The organism is Streptomyces sp. yr375 (assembly GCF_900110755.1).
Lineage (GTDB): Bacteria > Actinomycetota > Actinomycetes > Streptomycetales > Streptomycetaceae > Streptomyces.
Genome location: NZ_FOFF01000006.1, coordinates 93,828 through 108,962 on the forward strand (window position 1 = coordinate 93,828; position 15,135 = coordinate 108,962).

At 69.9% G+C, this 15,135-nt stretch carries 18 protein-coding genes; 12 read left to right on the forward strand and 6 right to left on the reverse strand.

Annotated elements, in window-relative coordinates; all coding sequences use genetic code 11:
• Positions 1-7 precede the first annotated feature (7 nt).
• From BMZ82_RS09050 to BMZ82_RS09060, 3 genes are all read right to left on the reverse strand, one after another.
• Positions 8-814 carry an ABC transporter permease gene (locus tag BMZ82_RS09050; RefSeq protein ID WP_093773572.1) on the reverse strand — a complete coding sequence of 269 codons (807 nt, stop codon included), beginning with the start codon at positions 812-814 and terminating at the stop codon, positions 8-10.
• Entirely contained in the window at positions 811-1,734 is a 924-nt protein-coding gene (locus tag BMZ82_RS09055) for an ABC transporter ATP-binding protein (RefSeq protein WP_093773574.1), read from the reverse strand. The genes BMZ82_RS09050 and BMZ82_RS09055 overlap by 4 nt, the downstream gene beginning before the upstream one ends.
• A 100-nt stretch (positions 1,735-1,834) precedes the next feature.
• Positions 1,835-2,665: an AAC(3) family N-acetyltransferase gene (locus BMZ82_RS09060; protein WP_093773576.1), complete on the reverse strand. Its 831-nt coding sequence runs from the start codon at positions 2,663-2,665 to the stop codon at positions 1,835-1,837.
• A 160-nt stretch (positions 2,666-2,825) separates the two neighbouring features.
• On the opposite strand from BMZ82_RS09060, the gene BMZ82_RS09065 reads away from it, so the two are divergent.
• From BMZ82_RS09065 to BMZ82_RS09100, 8 genes are read left to right on the forward strand one after another with little or no spacing between them, the layout of a single operon-like run.
• Positions 2,826-3,548 (forward strand): helix-turn-helix transcriptional regulator, encoded by a 723-nt coding sequence (locus BMZ82_RS09065; protein WP_093773578.1) that lies wholly within the window; start codon positions 2,826-2,828, stop codon positions 3,546-3,548.
• On the forward strand, positions 3,545-4,969 hold the full coding sequence (sufB, locus tag BMZ82_RS09070; protein WP_093773580.1) for a Fe-S cluster assembly protein SufB: 1,425 nt from the start codon (positions 3,545-3,547) through the stop codon (positions 4,967-4,969). The genes BMZ82_RS09065 and sufB overlap by 4 nt, the downstream gene beginning before the upstream one ends.
• A 58-nt stretch (positions 4,970-5,027) precedes the next feature.
• Positions 5,028-6,209, forward strand: coding sequence for a Fe-S cluster assembly protein SufD (gene sufD, locus BMZ82_RS09075; protein WP_093773582.1), 1,182 nt, complete (start codon positions 5,028-5,030; stop codon positions 6,207-6,209).
• On the forward strand, positions 6,209-6,541 hold the full coding sequence (locus tag BMZ82_RS09080) for a non-heme iron oxygenase ferredoxin subunit (protein ID WP_093773584.1): 333 nt from the start codon (positions 6,209-6,211) through the stop codon (positions 6,539-6,541). The genes sufD and BMZ82_RS09080 overlap by 1 nt, the downstream gene beginning before the upstream one ends.
• 7 nt (positions 6,542-6,548) lie before the next feature.
• Positions 6,549-7,313: a Fe-S cluster assembly ATPase SufC gene (gene sufC / locus BMZ82_RS09085; protein WP_093773586.1), complete on the forward strand. Its 765-nt coding sequence runs from the start codon at positions 6,549-6,551 to the stop codon at positions 7,311-7,313.
• Positions 7,310-8,581: a cysteine desulfurase gene (locus BMZ82_RS09090; protein WP_093773588.1), complete on the forward strand. Its 1,272-nt coding sequence runs from the start codon at positions 7,310-7,312 to the stop codon at positions 8,579-8,581. The genes sufC and BMZ82_RS09090 overlap by 4 nt, the downstream gene beginning before the upstream one ends.
• Positions 8,582-8,600: 19 nt before the next feature.
• Positions 8,601-9,068, forward strand: coding sequence for a Fe-S cluster assembly sulfur transfer protein SufU (gene sufU / locus BMZ82_RS09095; protein WP_093773590.1), 468 nt, complete (start codon positions 8,601-8,603; stop codon positions 9,066-9,068).
• Positions 9,065-9,397 carry a metal-sulfur cluster assembly factor gene (locus BMZ82_RS09100; RefSeq protein ID WP_093773592.1) on the forward strand — a complete coding sequence of 111 codons (333 nt, stop codon included), beginning with the start codon at positions 9,065-9,067 and terminating at the stop codon, positions 9,395-9,397. Before sufU ends, BMZ82_RS09100 begins: the two co-directional genes overlap by 4 nt.
• A 79-nt stretch (positions 9,398-9,476) precedes the next feature.
• Here BMZ82_RS09100 and BMZ82_RS09105 read toward each other — a convergent pair whose 3' ends face one another.
• Complete coding sequence (locus BMZ82_RS09105) at positions 9,477-10,340, reverse strand: AbfB domain-containing protein (protein WP_093773594.1); 864 nt, start codon at positions 10,338-10,340, stop codon at positions 9,477-9,479.
• Between the two features lie 314 nt (positions 10,341-10,654).
• Between BMZ82_RS09105 and dapD the strand changes: the two genes are divergently transcribed.
• Complete coding sequence (gene dapD, locus BMZ82_RS09110; protein WP_093773596.1) at positions 10,655-11,644, forward strand: 2,3,4,5-tetrahydropyridine-2,6-dicarboxylate N-succinyltransferase; 990 nt, start codon at positions 10,655-10,657, stop codon at positions 11,642-11,644.
• Between the two features lie 88 nt (positions 11,645-11,732).
• Here dapD and BMZ82_RS09115 read toward each other — a convergent pair whose 3' ends face one another.
• Positions 11,733-12,236, reverse strand: coding sequence for an HAD domain-containing protein (locus BMZ82_RS09115; RefSeq protein WP_093773598.1), 504 nt, complete (start codon positions 12,234-12,236; stop codon positions 11,733-11,735).
• A 9-nt stretch (positions 12,237-12,245) separates the two neighbouring features.
• Positions 12,246-13,163, reverse strand: a complete 918-nt coding sequence (dapA, locus tag BMZ82_RS09120) for a 4-hydroxy-tetrahydrodipicolinate synthase (RefSeq protein WP_093773600.1) — start codon at positions 13,161-13,163, stop codon at positions 12,246-12,248.
• Between the two features lie 178 nt (positions 13,164-13,341).
• On the opposite strand from dapA, the gene BMZ82_RS09125 reads away from it, so the two are divergent.
• From BMZ82_RS09125 to BMZ82_RS09135, 3 genes are all read left to right on the forward strand, one after another.
• Positions 13,342-13,629 (forward strand): DUF3618 domain-containing protein, encoded by a 288-nt coding sequence (locus BMZ82_RS09125; protein WP_093773602.1) that lies wholly within the window; start codon positions 13,342-13,344, stop codon positions 13,627-13,629.
• Between the two features lie 97 nt (positions 13,630-13,726).
• On the forward strand, positions 13,727-14,356 hold the full coding sequence (locus BMZ82_RS09130; protein WP_093773604.1) for an ArsR/SmtB family transcription factor: 630 nt from the start codon (positions 13,727-13,729) through the stop codon (positions 14,354-14,356).
• 29 nt (positions 14,357-14,385) lie between these two features.
• A complete protein-coding gene (locus BMZ82_RS09135; RefSeq protein ID WP_093773606.1) occupies positions 14,386-15,120 on the forward strand; it encodes an SRPBCC family protein in 735 nt (244 codons plus the stop codon).
• The last annotated feature ends 15 nt before the right edge of the window (positions 15,121-15,135 follow it).

Consider the following 15,135-nt stretch of genomic DNA (forward strand, 5'->3'; position numbering starts at 1 on the left):
TGCGTCCCTACTCCCAGCGGAAGAAGCGGCCCGCCGCCGTGAGGCCGACGACCGCCCAGGCCGCCAGGATCCCCAGGTCGGCCCAGGGCATGCCCGCGCCGTGCTGGAGGACGTCGCGCAGGCCGTCGGAGAGGGCGGCGATGGGCAGCAGGCCGAGCGCGTCCTGCACGGCGGGCGGGAACTTGTCGAGCGGGACGATCACCCCGCCGCCCACCAGCAGCAGCAGGAAGACCAGGTTGGCCGCGGCGAGCGTCGCCTCCGCCTTCAGGGTGCCCGCCATCAGCAGCCCGAGGCCCGAGAACGCGGCCGTGCCGAGGACCAGGAGCAGCACGACGGCCACCGGGTCGCCGTGCGGGTGCCAGCCCAGCGCGAAGGCGATCACCGTCAGCAGGAGCACCTGGAGGATCTCGGTGACCAGGACCGACAGCGTCTTCGCCGTCATCAGGCCCCAGCGCGGGAGCGGCGAGGAGGCGAGCCGCTTCAGGACGCCGTAGCGGCGTTCGAAGCCGGTCGCGATGGCCTGGCCGGTGAAGGCCGTGGACAGCACGGCGAGGGCGAGGATGCCGGGGGCGAGGAAGTCCACCGCCCTGCCCGCGCCGGTGTCGACGATGTCCACGCTGCTGAACAGGACCAGCAGCAGGGTCGGGATCACGACGGTGAGCAGCAGTTGCTCGCCGTTGCGCAGCAGCATCTTCGTCTCCAGCGCCGCCTGCGCCCCGATCATGCGGGGGAGGGGCGCGGCCCCGGGGTCCGGCGCGTAGGTGCCGGGGGTGGTGGAGCCGGAGGAGGCGGAGGGGGCGGAGGTGGTGGTCATGAGCGCAGCTCCTTGCCGGTCAGCTCAAGGAAGACGTCTTCGAGGGTGTGCCGTTCGACCGAGATGCGGTCCGGCATCACCCCGTGCTGCGCGCACCACGAGGTGACCGTCGCCAGCAGTTGCGGGTCGATCTTGCCCGTGACGCGGTAGGAGCCCGGGGTCAGCTCGGCGGCGGCGCTGTCGGCGGGCAGGGCCTTGAGCAGGGAGTTCACGTCGAGACCGGGGCGGCCGGTGAAGCGCAGGGTGTTCTCCGCGCCGCCGCGGCACAGCTCCTCGGGGGAGCCCTGGGCGATGACCCGGCCGGCGTCGATGATCGCGACGTCGTCGGCGAGCTGCTCGGCCTCGTCCATGTAGTGCGTGGTCAGGATGGTTGAGACGCCGTCCGCGCGCAGGTCCCGTACGAGGTCCCAGGTGGCGCGGCGGGCCTGCGGGTCGAGGCCGGCCGTCGGCTCGTCCAGGAACACCAGCTCCGGGCGGCCGACGACGGCCATGGCCAGCGCGAGCCGCTGCTGCTGGCCGCCGGACAGCCGCCGGTACGTCGTACGGCCGCAGGAGCCGAGGCCGAGGCGCTCGACGAGGGCGTCGACGTCCAGCGGACGCGCGTGCAGCTTCGCCATGTGGCGGAGCATCTCGTCGGCCCGCGCACCGGAGTACACACCCCCCGACTGGAGCATCACCCCGATCCGGGGGCGCAGGTCGGAGGCCTGTCTCACCGGGTCGAGGCCGAGGACGCGCACGGTGCCGGAGTCCGCGGTGCGGTACCCCTCGCAGGTCTCGATCGTGGTCGTCTTGCCGGCGCCGTTGGGTCCGAGGACGGCGGTGACGCCCGGCCGGGCCGTCAGGTCGAGGCCGTCCACCGCCGTCTTCGTCCCGTACCGCTTCACCAGGGCCTGGACCCGGACGACAGGCTCAGTTCGCATGGCTCAAGAGTCTAGGTTCGCGGGCGGGGGCGCGGACCGGCGGGTACGGGAAGTGGCCACGTACCACCGGTGGCCCGGGCGGGCGCGTCCCCGGGCGGGTTCAGAACTCCTCCTCGCGGGGCCGGTGCAGCGGCAGCCACCGCTGCGCGTACGCCACGGCCGCCGCGACCGGAAACAGCCGTACGTCGGCCGCGCCCACCCTTCCCCGTACGACGTCCAGGTCGCGGTCGCGTTCGAAGTCGTGGCCGAGTTCGTCGAACCGGTCGGAGTCGATCGACACCTCGGTGACGACCTCCCACGCCCCGCCGGGCCCGGGCCTGCCGATCGCGACACGCGGGGCCGGTATCCGGTATTCGGCCAGGTGGAAGCTGGTGCAGGTGGCGTAACCGGCGCCCAGGAGCAGGACCCGGGCACCCGCCCGCTCCAGGTGGGCCAGCGGGCTGCGCTCGCCGAGCCGGCAGTCGGGGGCGTGTCCCTCGACGATCTCCGCCGCCCGCGCCCCGAGCGCCGCGAACGAGGTCTGCGGGTGGGCGCTGCGCAGCGCGCCGGGCCAGGTCCGTACGGTCTCCGGGAGCACGCCGATCCCGCGCGTGGGGGTGACGAGCGGGTCGTACGCCGGCATCGTGGCGCGGATCGGCGCCCACCACTCCTCGGGCACCGGCGGATTGGCCCACAGGGCCGGGTCGGACAGGTCGCCGGACTGGGCGGGGACCACCAGCGTGCCGTCCGGACCGAGCGCGTCGAGCAGCCCCTGGACGACGGCGACCGCGCCGCCGTTGACCCAGCCGAGGGAGCGCAGCGACGCGTGCACGAGGAGCGTCTCACCGGGGCGTACGCCGAGCGCGCGCAGCTCCGCGGCGAGGCTGGCGCGGGTGACGAGTGGGCCGGTCGGAGGGGGTGTCGGGGGGTGGGTCGGACGTGGTGTCGGCATGGTCGGGCAGTCTTCACGACAGCCCCGCGCCGGGCCACCGAATTGATCGATCAAAGATCATTCCCGCAGGTCAGATTAGGTTTACCTAAGTGATGCACCGCACCCGGGGTGGCGAGGACCCGGCTTGCCTGCCCCTGAGGAATTACGCAACAATGGCGTTGTGAAAAACGTTGGCGCGGCCCCGCAGGAGGAGCTCGCGACCGGTGAGCGCTCCACGCGCAACCGTGTCGCGCGGTCCATCCTGGACCACGGCCCGTCGACCGTCACCGACCTGGCCGGACGCCTCGGGCTCACCCCCGCCGCCGTCCGCCGCCACCTCGACGCACTGGTCGCCGACGGCGTCGTGGAGGCCCGCGAGCAGCGGGTGTACGGAGCGCGGACCCGCGGCCGCCCGGCCAAGGTCTTCGCTCTCACCGACTGCGGCCGTGACGCCTTCGACCAGTCCTACGACACGCTCGCCGCGGACGCCCTGCGTTTCATCCAGGACCGCTTCGGCGGGGACGAGGCGGTCGTCGCCTTCGCCCGCGCCCGGATGGCCGGACAGGCCGCCGCGTACCGCAAGGCGGTCGAGGCCGCCGCCCCCGACGGGCGGACCGAAGCCCTGGCCAAGGCCCTGAGCGCCGACGGGTACGCTGCTACGGCGCGCAGCGCACCGGTAGGTGAGCAGCTCTGCCAGCACCACTGCCCCGTCGCCCATGTAGCCGAAGAGTTCCCGCAGCTCTGCGAGGCGGAGACCGAGATCTTCTCCCAGTTGCTCGGCACGCACGTCCAGCGACTGGCGACCATCGCCCACGGCGACGGCGTGTGCACCACGTTCATCCCCAAAGTTTCCACAGCGACCCACCACGCATCCGCAAGCACCGCCGGGAGGAACCCCGCATGACGCTCCCCATCGAGGAGACCGCCCACCCCGAGCTCGAGGGTCTGGGCAACTACGAATACGGCTGGGCCGACTCCGACGTGGCTGGTGCCTCTGCCAAGCGCGGCATCAACGAGGACGTCGTCCGCGACATCTCCGGCAAGAAGTCCGAGCCGGAGTGGATGACCAAGCTCCGCCTCAAGGGTCTGCGCCTGTTCGAGAAGAAGCCCATGCCCAACTGGGGCTCGGACCTCTCGGGCATCGACTTCGACAACATCAAGTACTTCGTGCGCTCCACGGAGAAGCAGGCGGAGTCCTGGGAGGACCTGCCCGAGGACATCAAGAACACGTACGACCGGCTCGGCATCCCGGAGGCGGAGAAGCAGCGCCTCGTCGCGGGCGTCGCCGCCCAGTACGAGTCCGAGGTCGTCTACCACCAGATCCGTGAGGACCTGGAGGAGCAGGGCGTCATCTTCCTCGACACCGACACCGCGCTGAAGCAGCACCCGGAGCTCTTCAAGGAGTACTTCGGCACCGTCATCCCGGTCGGCGACAACAAGTTCGCGTCGCTGAACAGCGCGGTGTGGTCCGGCGGCTCCTTCATCTACGTGCCGAAGGGCGTGCACGTCGAGATCCCGCTCCAGGCCTACTTCCGTATCAACACGGAGAACATGGGCCAGTTCGAGCGGACCCTGATCATCGTCGACGAGGGCGCGTACGTGCACTACGTCGAGGGGTGTACGGCCCCGATCTACAAGTCGGACTCGCTGCACAGCGCCGTGGTCGAGATCATCGTCAAGAAGAACGCCCGCTGCCGCTACACGACCATCCAGAACTGGTCGAACAACGTCTACAACCTGGTCACCAAGCGCGCCGTGGCGTACGAGGGCGCGACCATGGAGTGGATCGACGGCAACATCGGCTCCAAGGTGACGATGAAGTACCCGGCCGTCTACCTGATGGGCGAGCACGCCAAGGGCGAGACCCTCTCCATCGCCTTCGCGGGCGAGGGCCAGCACCAGGACGCCGGCTCCAAGATGGTCCACATGGCGCCGAACACGTCCTCCAACATCGTGTCGAAGTCCGTTGCGCGTGGTGGCGGTCGTACGTCCTACCGTGGTCTCGTCGAGATCGGCGAGGGCGCCCACGGCTCCAAGTCCAACGTGCTGTGCGACGCGCTGCTCGTCGACACCATCTCCCGCTCCGACACGTACCCCTACGTGGACGTCCGTGAGGACGACGTGTCCATGGGCCACGAGGCCACCGTCTCCAAGGTCTCCGACGACCAGCTCTTCTACCTGATGAGCCGTGGTCTGAGCGAGTTCGAGGCGATGGCGATGATCGTGCGCGGCTTCGTCGAGCCCATCGCGAAGGAGCTGCCCATGGAGTACGCCCTCGAGCTCAACCGGCTGATCGAGCTCCAGATGGAAGGCGCGGTCGGCTAACCGTCGACTGCTGTACCCATCAAGCCACTCACGCAAGAAAGCGAGCAGACCGACAGCCATGGCTGAGGCTCAGAACATCCCGGTGGGGTCTACCACCGCCGGCCAGATCGCGGTGGCCGCCGAGTCGACCGTCGCCACGCGCATGAGCGCGCCCCCGTCCTTCGACGTGGCGGACTTCCCGGTCCCCCACGGCCGCGAGGAGGAGTGGCGGTTCACGCCGCTGGAGCGGCTGCGCGGGCTGCACGACGGCACCGCCGCCGCGACCGACGGGGCCGTCAAGGTCGCCGTCGAGGCCCCCGAGGGCGTCACCGTCGAACTCGTCGACCGTGACGACGCCCGGCTCGGCCGGGCCGGCACCCCCGTGGACCGGGTCGCCGCCCAGGCGTACTCCGCGTTCGAGAAGGCCGGCGTGATCACCGTCCCCAAGGACCTGGTGCTCACCGAGCCGATCCGCGTCGCGGTGCACGGCGAGGGCGGGGTGTCCTACGCCCACCAGGTCATCGAGCTGGGCGCCTTCGCCGAGGCCGTCGTCGTCCTCGACCACACCGGTGACGCCGTGGTCGCCGCCAACGTCGAGTACGTCCTCGGGGACGGCGCGAAGCTGACCGTCGTCTCCATCCAGGACTGGGACGACAAGGCCGTGCACGTCGCCCAGCACAACACCCTCATCGGGCGCGACGCCACCTTCAAGTCGGTCGTCGTGACCTTCGGCGGCGACCTCGTCCGCCTCCACCCGCGCGTGACGTACGCCGGTCCCGGCGGCGAGGCCGAGCTGCTCGGCCTGTACTTCACGGACGCCGGCCAGCACCAGGAGCACCGCCTGCTGGTCGACCACAACGTCCCGCACTGCAAGTCCAACGTCGTCTACAAGGGCGCGCTGCAGGGCGAGGCCGCGCACGCGGTGTGGATCGGCGACGTGCTCATCGAGGCCAAGGCCGAGGGCACCGACACCTACGAGCTCAACCGCAACCTGGTGCTGACCGACGGCGCCCGGGTCGACTCCGTGCCGAACCTGGAGATCGAGACCGGCGAGATCGTCGGCGCCGGCCACGCCTCCGCCACCGGCCGTTTCGACGACGAGCAGCTCTTCTACCTGATGGCCCGAGGCATCCCGGCCGACGAGGCCCGCCGCCTCGTGGTCCGCGGCTTCTTCGCCGAACTGGTCCAGCAGATCGGTGTCGACGACATCGAGGAGCGGCTGCTCGCCAGGATCGAGACCGAGCTGGAAGCCACCGTCTGATGGCCGACGACCGTGTTCCGTTCCTTCGCGCCTGCGGGCTGAGCGAGCTGGCGGAGGACACCCCGAAGCGGGTGGAACTCGACGGCACGCCGGTCTCGGTCGTCCGTACCGAGGGCGAGGTGTTCGCCATCCACGACATCTGCTCGCACGCGAACGTCTCGCTCTCCGAGGGCGAGGTGGAGGACTGCCAGATCGAGTGCTGGCTGCACGGCTCCAGCTTCGACCTGCGCACCGGCAAGCCGTCCGGCCTTCCCGCGACGCGCCCCGTCCCCGTATATCCCGTAAAGATCGAAGGGGACGACGTGCTCGTCTCCCTCACCCAGGAGTCCTGAGGCACCCATGGCAACGCTTGAAATCCACGACCTGCACGTCACCGTCGAGGCCGACAACGCCACGAAGGAGATCCTCAAGGGCGTCGACCTGACCGTGAAGCAGGGCGAGACGCACGCCATCATGGGCCCCAACGGCTCCGGCAAGTCGACCCTCGCCTACTCGCTCGCGGGCCACCCCAAGTACACGGTCACCAGCGGCACCGTCACCCTCGACGGCGAGGACGTCCTCGAGATGTCCGTCGACGAGCGCGCCCGCGCCGGCCTGTTCCTGGCGATGCAGTACCCGGTCGAGATCCCCGGCGTCTCGGTCTCCAACTTCCTGCGCACCTCCGCCACCGCCGTCCGCGGCGAGGCCCCCAAGCTGCGCACCTGGGTGAAGGAGGTCAAGGAGGCCATGCAGCGCCTCAACATGGACCCCGCCTTCGCCGAGCGCAACGTCAACGAGGGCTTCTCCGGCGGCGAGAAGAAGCGCCACGAGATCCTCCAGCTCGAACTGCTGCGGCCGAAGGTCGCGATCCTCGACGAGACGGACTCCGGTCTGGACGTCGACGCCCTGCGCATCGTCTCCGAGGGCGTCAACCGCGTCCGCGAGACCGGCGAGGTCGGCACCCTGCTGATCACGCACTACACGCGCATCCTGCGCTACATCAAGCCCGACTTCGTGCACGTCTTCTCCGACGGCCGGATCGCCGAGTCCGGCGGCGCCGAACTCGCCGACAAGCTGGAGAACGAGGGCTACGAGGCTTACACGAAGGGTGGCGTATCCGCGTGACGCAGTTGCCGGGCCTCCTCACTGTGCCTAATCTCCTGGGCGAGGCGCTCCGCAAGGACTTCCCGATCCTCGACCGGGTGATCCATGACGGCAAGAAGCTCGTGTACCTGGACAACGCGGCGACCTCCCAGACGCCCCGTCAGGTGATCGACACGCTCTCCGAGTACTACGAGCAGCACAACGCCAACGTGCACCGTGGCATCCATGTGCTCGCCGAGGAGGCCACGGCGCTGTACGAGGGCGCGCGCGACAAGGTCGCGACGTTCATCAACGCGCCCAGCCGTGACGAGGTGATCTTCACGAAGAACGCCTCCGAGTCGCTGAACCTCGTGGCGAACATGCTGGGCTGGGCCGACGAGCCCTACCGCGTGGACCACGAGACCGAGATCGTCATCACGGAGATGGAGCACCACTCCAACATCGTGCCGTGGCAACTGCTGTCGCAGCGCACGGGCGCGAAGCTGAAGTGGTTCGGCCTGACCGACGACGGCCGGCTCGACCTGTCGAACATAGACGAGGTCATCACCGAGAAGACGAAGATCGTCTCCTTCGTGCTGGTCTCCAACATCCTGGGCACGGTCAACCCGGTCGAGAAGATCGTGCGCCGCGCGCAGGAGGTCGGGGCCCTGGTCCTGATCGACGCCTCGCAGGCCGCGCCGCACATGCCGCTGGACGTACAGGCCCTCCAGGCCGACTTCGTGGCCTTCACCGGCCACAAGATGTGCGGCCCGACCGGCATCGGCGTCCTGTGGGGCCGCCAGGAGCTGCTGGAGGACCTGCCTCCGTTCCTCGGCGGCGGCGAGATGATCGAGACGGTGTCGATGCACTCGTCGACCTACGCCCCGGCACCGCACAAGTTCGAGGCGGGCACCCCGCCGATCGCGCAGGCGGTGGGCCTGGGAGCGGCGATCGACTACCTCTCCGCGATCGGCATGGACAAGATCCTCGCCCATGAGCACGCGCTCACCGAGTACGCGGTGCAGCGCCTGACGGAGGTCCCCGACCTGCGGATCATCGGCCCGGCGACGGCCGAGGACCGGGGGGCGGCGATCTCCTTCACGCTCGGCGACATCCACCCGCACGACGTGGGCCAGGTGCTGGACGAGCAGGGCATCGCGGTCCGCGTCGGCCACCACTGCGCCCGCCCGGTCTGCCTGCGGTACGGAATTCCCGCGACCACGCGAGCGTCGTTCTATCTGTACTCCACGCCGGCCGAGATCGACGCTCTGGTCGACGGCCTGGAGCACGTACGGAACTTCTTCGGCTGAGGGGTTGGCGAGGGATCGCATGAAGCTGGACTCGATGTACCAGGAAGTCATCCTGGACCACTACAAGCACCCGCACGGGCGTGGTCTGCGCGATGGCGACGCCGAGGTGCACCACGTGAATCCGACCTGCGGCGACGAGATCACCCTGCGTGTGAAGTACGACGGCACGAAGATCGAGGACGTCAGTTACGAGGGCCAGGGCTGTTCCATCAGCCAGGCGTCGGCCTCCGTGCTGAACGACCTCCTCGTCGGCAAGGATCTCGCCGAGGCGCAGCGGATCCAGGAGACGTTCCTGGAGCTGATGCAGTCCAAGGGGAAGATCGAGCCCGACGACGCGATGGAGGAGGTGCTGGAGGACGCGGTCGCGTTCGCCGGCGTCTCCAAGTACCCGGCCCGGGTGAAGTGCGCGCTGCTGAGCTGGATGGCGTGGAAGGATGCGACGGTCCAGGCCCTGGGCTCGGACGCCGCCGAAAGGAAGACGGCATGAGCGAGACCATTGAGATGAAGCCGGCCTCGGAGGACGAGGTCCGCGAGGCGCTGTACGACGTGGTCGACCCCGAACTGGGCATCGACGTCGTCAACCTCGGCCTGATCTACGGCATTCACATCGACGACGCGAACATCGCGACGATCGACATGACCCTGACGTCGGCGGCCTGCCCGCTGACGGACGTCATCGAGGACCAGGCGAAGTCCGCCACGGACGGCCTGGTCAACGAGTTGCGCATCAACTGGGTCTGGATGCCGCCGTGGGGCCCGGACAAGATCACGGACGACGGCCGCGAGCAGCTTCGGGCGCTCGGGTTCAACGTCTGAGGCTGCCGTCCGGCGGAAGCGGAAACACGGAAAAGCGGCGAGGTCCCTATGGACCTCGCCGCTTTTCCGGTACGGCTTGTTACGACAGAGCGTCGACGAACCGGAACGCCGAGTCGGAGACGTACTGGTTGTCGTACTGGTACGGGTCCAGGCGGAGCTGGAAGTCCTTGTGCCGCAGGTATCGGCCGGGGTAGTTCACCGACTCCAGCATGACCGCGCCGGAGAAGCCGGAGGCGCGGGAGCAGAAGGTGGCGTCCTTCTTGAAGATGGCCTTGCCGTCGTTGCGGTCGGCGCGCAGGACGAAGTTGTAGTGGCGCAGGTAGCTGCCGCTTGCCGTGACGAAGGAGTAACAGGAGCTGTCCGCCAGGCCCTTGACCACGGTGAAGGTGGAGTCCGCGCGGGACTCCGAGCCGCGCACCGGGTCGAGTTTCACCAGGCCGCCGCTCACATGCCAGTAGCGGTCCGGGTAGTTGACCGAGCGGACCGACCGCTTGTAACTGGTGGGCGGCTTGGGGCGGGTGGGCTTCTTCGTCGGTGACGCGGAGGGCTTGGCCGAGGTGTGCGGAGCCGAACTGCCCTGCGGTCTGGGGGAGGAGGGGGCCTGCGGCGACGCGGACGCGGGCGTGCTCTTGCCGTCGCCCTTGGCGCCACTCGTGCCGTCGCCCCCGGGTGTCGTCGACGGGGTCGGGGAGGGGGTGGCGAAGGAGATCAGGCCGCCGCCCGCCGTCTCGTCGTCCGACAGCGTCTGGCCCTTGCGGGCTTCCGGCTTCTGGTCAACGGGCTTGTCGTTCAGGGCGATTGCGGTCACGCACGCCAGGACGGTGGCGACGGCGAGACCGCCCGCCAACCAGAGGCGCCGTGTTCCGGGTGCCCGGGAGGTGTCCGGGGCCCAGCCGCTTTCCCAGCGTTGGTCCTGGGGCGGCCGGGACTTGTTTTCTGGCATGCGCTGTTCCTCCAGCGGCACCCCTGGCGGCTGCCGCGGCTGCGATGGCCCGGTGTGTGAACGGTGAAACAGTAGTGGAACCTGTGGCCCGCGTTCATCCGTTTGGGCGAGGGCTTTCCATAACACTTTCGATTCCGCGACTCATCTGTACGGCTATGCGTGTATACGCATCGTTGGGGTCCGGATGCTCATCGGCAGTCGGTTCTCGTGGTTCGCGAGGGGAACGGGCGAGGTCGGCGGGCCCGCGGACCGCTCCCTGAGACACCGCTGTGCGGGTTGGCCTCCGCGGCCTTCCGCCGGTTAGGTTGCCTTTTATGACCGACACGACTGTCCCTCGCACCACCGGCGCCGCGGCCGCCGGCCTCGCCACGATCGCCGCCGACGGCACCGTTCTCGACACCTGGTTCCCCGCGCCCGCGCTCCTCGCGGAGCCCGGTCCGTCCGGCACCGAGCGGCTGTCCGCCGAGAAGGCCGTGGAGCTGCTCGGCGAGGGTGCGGCGAAGGCGATCGGTCCGGACGCCCGGCGGGGCGTCGAGGTGGTCGCGGTCCGCACGGTCATCGCCTCGCTGGACGACAAGCCGCTCGACGCGCACGACGTCTACCTGCGTCTGCACCTGCTCTCGCACCGGCTCGTGAAGCCGCACGGGCAGAGCCTGGACGGCATGTTCGGCCACCTCGCCAACGTCGCCTGGACCTCGCTCGGCCCGGTCGCCGTCGACGACGTCGAGCAGGTCCGGCTGAACGCCCGCGCGGAGGGCCTGCACCTCCAGGTCACCTCCATCGACAAGTTCCCGCGCATGACGGACTACGTCGCCCCGAAGGGCGTCCGGATCGCCGACGCCGACCGGGTCCGCCTCGGCGCGCACCTCGCCGCGGGCACCACCGTCATGCACGAGGGCTTCGTCAACTTCAACGCGGGCACGCTCGGCACGTCGATGGTCGAGGGCCGCATCTCCGCGGGCGTCATCGTCGGCGACGGCTCGGACATCGGCGGCGGCGCGTCCACGATGGGCACGCTGTCCGGCGGCGGCAACGTGATCATCTCCATCGGCGAGCGCTGCCTGATCGGCGCCGAGGCGGGCGTCGGCATCGCGCTGGGCGACGAATGCGTCGTCGAGGCCGGCCTCTACGTCACCGCCGGCACCCGGATCACGATGCCCGACGGCCAGATCGTCAAGGCCCGCGAACTCTCCGGCGCCTCGAACATCCTCTTCCGCCGCAACTCGGTCACCGGCGCGGTCGAAGCCCGCCCGAACAACGCGGTCTGGGGCGGCCTGAACGAGATCCTGCACAGCCACAACTGACACCGAGCGCCCGGCCCGTCTGACAGAGCGCCTTCCCGCTGCCCGCGGAAGGGCGCTCCGTCATGTGGCCGGTCAAGTCATACGGCAGTCACGCGGGCAGGCCCGCCGCGAACTCGCCCAGTGCCGTGAAGTCCTCGTCCCGTAGGCCGAGGCGTGGGTTCACGTGGTGGAGGAGCGCCGGGGTCGGGTGGTGGGCGGTGACGTATGCCGTGTCGGTGGGGGACTGTTCGTCGTCCACCCAGGCGAAGGGGCGGCCCGCCGCGTGGGCGACGATCGTCTCCGTCTTCCAGTGGACGCCGTCGGGCCGGTGGGCGAGGAGGGCCGCGCCGAAGTCGACGTACGGGAGTTCGGGCAGGCCCAGTACGGGTGCGATCCAGTGGTTGGCCTCGGCCATCCAGGTCGTGGCCCAGCACAGGTCGTAGGGGAGGCGGAGCAGCGCCGCGCCGTGGTCGGGGTGCAGCCAGACGCGCAGTGGCCGCTCGCGGCCTACGTGCGCCCTGATCGTCGTGTAGCCCGCCGGGCGCTTCGTGGGCTTGGCGGCGTACGGGTTCAGGGGGCCGTCGACGTCGAGGTAGAGCAGCGGGCGGCTCATTCGGTCAGCCTACGGGAGTGTGGCGAGGCGGTCGTGGGCTGCGCGTAGGGCTGTGGTCGTTGGGCGGTCGGCGGGGCGTAGGGGTGCGCGGACCGGGCCGGCCGGGAGGTTCAGGTCGTTGAGGAGGGCCTTGGTGGTGACGGTGCCGGGCAGGCCCGAGGCCATCATCAACTCCACCAGTTCCGTTGCCTGTTGTTGGAGACGGGCGGCCTCCGTCGTCTCGCCCGCCTCGAACGTGTCCAGGACGGCGCGGAGTTGGGCCGGGAGCACGTTCGCGACCGTGCTGACATAGCCCGCCGCGCCTACCGCGTACAGCGCGAGGTTGTGCTCGTCGCAGCCCGCGTAGTACGCCAACTCGGTGCGCGAGAGCACCTTTTGGGCGCCGAGGAAGTCGTAGGAGCAGTCCTTGACCGCGACGATCCTGGGGTGTTCGGCGAGGCGGATCAGGGTGTCGGGCTCGATGCGGGTGCCGGTGCGGGCGGGGATGTCGTACAGCATGACCGGCAGTCCGGAGGCGTCGGCTACGTCACGGAAGTGTGCCTCCAGGGCGTCCTGCGGGGGCCTGCTGTAGTACGGGCTGACGACGAGGACGCCGTCCGCGCCGGCCTTCTCGGCGGCGCGGGTGAGGTCGACGGTGTGCCGGGTGTCGAAGGTGCCCACGCCCGTGACGATCGAGGCCCGCCCGCCCACCGCCTCCCGTACCGCCGCCACCAGCTCCGCCTTCTCGGCGTCCGTGGTGGTCGGCGACTCACCCGTCGTGCCGGAGAGCACCAGCCCGTCGCAGCCGCCCGCCATCAGACGCTCGGCCAGCCGCCGCGCACCGTCGAGGTCGAGCCCGCCGGAGGCCGTGAAGGGCGTGATCATCGCGCAGAGGGCGCGTCCGAAGGGGGCGGGCCGTCGGAGCGGGGGAGGGGGCGTCGTGGTCATGGGGGTAGTGTCGGCCCGGTCATCGAGAAGCTCCACTTAATTTTTGTGGATGGTATTGGTAAGGGGTGCTTACGGGTCCTCCCTCCCTGGGGGTGGGTAGTGCTGGTCCGCCTGGGGTACCCGGGAGTGCCCGGGAGTGCCCGGGAGTTTCGGACGGGTACCAGGGAAGGGTGCACCGATGACGGACAGGACAGTGGCGGAGCTGCGTCGGCAGATCGAGCACACCAGGCACCAACTGGAGGCCACCGTGGAGGAGTTGGCCGCCAAGGCGGACGTACGCGGTCGTGCCGAGACCCGCGCCGCCGACCTCATGGACCGCGCCGGCGCGATGACCGTGCAACTGCGCAGCACGGCGCGTCATCCGAGGCCGATCGTGGTCATGGGCGCGGCGGGTGTGGTCGGTGTGGTGGGGGTGGCGTTCGTCGTGGTGGGGGTGCTCTGGAAGCGGCGGGGTGGCGGGTGCTGAGCGCAGGGGCGTAAGCGGTGCCTGCTCTGCCGCTCACTCTCCCGCCGAACATTTGATTCCCCTGGACAAAAAAAGTTTTCGGTGAGACGGTGGGGGCATGTTGGACGTCACCGTGATCGAGGATCCCGAGGCCGCAGCCGTCTCCCTGGACCCCATACGGGCCAGGCTGCTCGCGGAGCTGGCGGCCGGGCCCGCGTCGGCCGCGATGCTGGCCGGCAAGGTCGGGCTGCCCCGGCAGAAGGTGAACTACCACCTCAAGGCGCTGGAGCGGCACGGGCTGGTCGAGCTGGCCGGTGAGCGCCGCAAGGGGAACGTCACCGAGCGGCTGATGCGGGCGACCGCCGCGTCGTACGTGATCTCACCGCTCGCGCTCGCCGCCGTGCAGCCGGATCCGGACCGTTTCCGGGACCAGCTCTCCGCGCGCTGGCTGCTCGCGCTCGGCGCCCGGCTGGTGCGCGACGTCGGCTCGCTGATCACCGGCGCGGCGAAGGCCCGCAAGGGGCTGGCGACGTACGCGCTGGACGGCGAAGTGCGTTTCGCCTCGGCGGCGGACCGGGCCGCGTTCATCCAGGAGCTGACGGCGGGGGTCGGCGCTCTGATCCACAAGTACGACGCCCCCGACGCCGAGGGGGGCCGCGATCACCGGATCGTCGTCGCCGTCCACCCGACGCTCAAGCCGCCGCAGGACCCCGAACTCGTCGAACACCCCGAACTCACCGAGTCGTAGGGCCACTTGTCCACGTGAGGAGCACAGTCATGTCCAAGGAATTCGAGATCGCCCGCGAGTTTGAGGTCGACGCCACTCCGGAGGAGGTGTGGGAGGCGGTCACGAACGGCACCGGGGGATACCTGTGGCCGATGGAGGCACCGGAGCCCCGAGTGGGCGGCGCGGCGGCCTTCGGGTCGAAGGTCACCGCCTGGGACCCGCCGCACCACCTCATCATCCGCAGCGAGGACGTCGGTTTCTCCGTCCAGAGCCGGAACCAGCTCGAGCATGTCATCGAGTCGCGCGACGGCGGCCGGCGTGCCTGGGTGCGGTACGTGCACAGTGGGATCTTCACCGACGACTGGGACAACCAGTACGACGGGGCGAGCAAGCACACCGACTTCTACCTGCACACCCTGCGCGAGTACCTCACGCACTTCGCGCCCCGCCCCGTCGCCTTCGCCCAACTCGACGGCGGCGAGGCGTCCGTCACGCCCACCGCGCTCACCGCGGTCGGGCAGGCCCTCGGACTGGCGGACGACACGGCGACCGGCACCCGCGTCACGGTGCGCGGCCCACGGGACTTCGACGCCGTACTCGACTACCGCGACCCGTACTTCATCGGACTGCGCACCGAGGACGCCCTCGTGCGGATCTTCGGGCGCAACCACTGGGGCGCGCCGGTCGGCGTCAGCATCCACGACTTCGCCGCGGACGCCGACGCCAAGGCGACCGAGACCGCCTGGCAGGACTGGCTGAACGGAGTGTTCAGCCGGCCCAGTTGACAGTCCTACGGGTAT